Origin of the sequence: Vibrio sp. CUB2 (genome assembly GCF_001557945.1) — a bacterium.
GTDB classification, from domain to species: domain Bacteria; phylum Pseudomonadota; class Gammaproteobacteria; order Enterobacterales; family Vibrionaceae; genus Vibrio; species Vibrio owensii.
Map to the genome: position 1 here is coordinate 1 of NZ_LNRB01000057.1, position 1,432 is coordinate 1,432.

Consider the following 1,432-nt stretch of genomic DNA (forward strand, 5'->3'; position numbering starts at 1 on the left):
TCTAATGCCGTTCACTTAAGGTGAGCGGCATTGTTTTTTCTAGGGTATCGGCTAGGTTTTTTCTTCACTACTCTAGGGAAGGATCTTTCCCGTCTTGGCTCTAATATTAAACTCTCGCTTATTGAGTAAAAGTTCTGGAGTTGCCTAGGTATTGCTCCTGGTGACGAATATGGAAGACCGACTAGCAAGCGCATAATATGGGCTAATGCACCGTTGAAGCTTAGTTGGTATGGCAGGTAATCTCCATTCAACGTATGACACATTTGAACCATTTGATACCTGACCAAGTTATACGTTAGCAAGATACCCCAGAGCTCTTGCTTCACTAACTCTGGAAGTCGACTTCTTAGTGTAAGTCGGTTGCCAAGCATATATTGTTTTTGTTCTCTGTATCCGAGCTCAATTTCCCAGCGGTATCCATAAAGACCAACTATGTCTGATTTTGGATAAAGCATCGGGTCGGTCATTGAGGTAAGAACATCATATGACTTGCCATTCTTGACCCTCGTGATTAGACGGACAACAACTTCACGTTCTAGCGTTGGCCATTTCTTGCGAGCTTGCGGGTTACTCTTCAGTTTAATGAGTTTATCTTGTCGACCAAGGGACTGAACGACTTCATAATTTAATCCCTTTTTCATTGGGATGAGCCAATGTCGATTTACACCTTTAGCGCTCCACTCTTGAAGTAACCCAAGAGAGTAAAAGCCTTTATCGAAAAGGGTTAGACTGTTGTCGGGAGTCGTTTCTATTAGTTGCTCGGCCAGCGTCATTTCATTCACGGTATAACAGTCGAAAGCACTGCCTGTGATTAGATGACTGCTTAGTTCCATCTGGCACACCATACGTAGCTGAGGGTACTGTGTTTCTTTACCATCACGATTGGTAGGCTTTGCAAAAGCCTCGGCGTTATCATCAGTATCCTCTGTTCGCCACAAAACCCCATCAACACCAAGCAGTGTGAGTCCGTTCCAGTTGGGTAGTCTTGCATGCTCAAACCAATGTCTTTGCGTACACTTAAAAAGAGCTTTAGCCGCGGATTCACCGAGATTTTTTCTACGCTGTGTTAATGCACTCGGGGCAACAAACGGTTTACCTGAACGGTCGACAATATCGAGCATATTAACGATATCAGCCATAGATTTGTCGTTATAAATAGCCATTCCGACCAACAGCCATGCCATCGATTCCAAAGTCAGTTTTCGCTTTCTAAGAGTGACTGTATCTGTCAGCTCATAGGCATCTTTGATTAGCTCAATCGGTAGGAGGTCTGCGAGAGTTTCGGCTTCATTCGGTTTGTAGTTATTTATGATATCGAGGGCTTGAGAAACGTGCATAAAAAAATCCGATAAACAGGGTCTATCGGATTTTTACACACTGGAGGGATCATTCAATTGATCTGCCGATTAATGTTTAACTGATCGGCATTAGA

The 1,432-nt window shown here is 43.4% G+C and carries 1 protein-coding gene; it reads right to left on the bottom strand.

Annotation, left to right across the window (positions count from 1 at the left end):
• Positions 1 to 11 precede the first annotated feature (11 nt).
• Positions 12 to 1,337, bottom strand: a complete 1,326-nt coding sequence (locus ATB78_RS27750; protein ID WP_061011155.1) for an IS4 family transposase — start codon at positions 1,335 to 1,337, stop codon at positions 12 to 14.
• Positions 1,338 to 1,432: the final 95 nt, after the last annotated feature.

Excerpts from the sequence above, each read along its gene's own strand:
- ATB78_RS27750 (WP_061011155.1), bottom strand. The coding sequence starts at position 1,337 with ATGCACGTTTCTCAAGCCCTCGATATCATAAATAACTACAAACCGAAT.